The organism is Bacillus sp. SIMBA_154 (assembly GCF_046536015.1).
Lineage (GTDB): Bacteria > Bacillota > Bacilli > Bacillales > Bacillaceae > Bacillus > Bacillus pumilus_P.
Genome location: NZ_JAWJBV010000277.1, coordinates 1 through 271 on the forward strand (window position 1 = coordinate 1; position 271 = coordinate 271).

A 271-nucleotide genomic window follows, 5' to 3' on the forward strand; every position below is an offset into this window, starting at 1 on the left:
CACCGACGAGTGCGATAATGTTTAAATCAGCTTCAGTCTGCTTCGCGATCATTCCCATCAGGGTGCTTTTTCCGACTCCGCTTCCGGCAAAAATCCCGATTCTCTGCCCTTTTCCTACCGTCAGCAGACTGTCAATCGATCTGACGCCGACACCCATCTTTTCCCGTATCGGCGGGCGTTTCATCGGGTTTGGCGGCGGCTGCTCGGTCGAAACGGGGGACAAACCTTTCGGAAGCGCCCGGCCGTCAAGAGGTTCGCCGAACGCATCAAC

Annotated in this window: 1 pseudogene; it reads right to left on the reverse strand. The window is 56.5% G+C overall.

Annotation, left to right across the window (positions count from 1 at the left end):
• Window positions 1-271, reverse strand: a pseudogene (fliI, locus tag R0K30_RS22040) (flagellum-specific ATP synthase FliI); the annotation flags it as partial.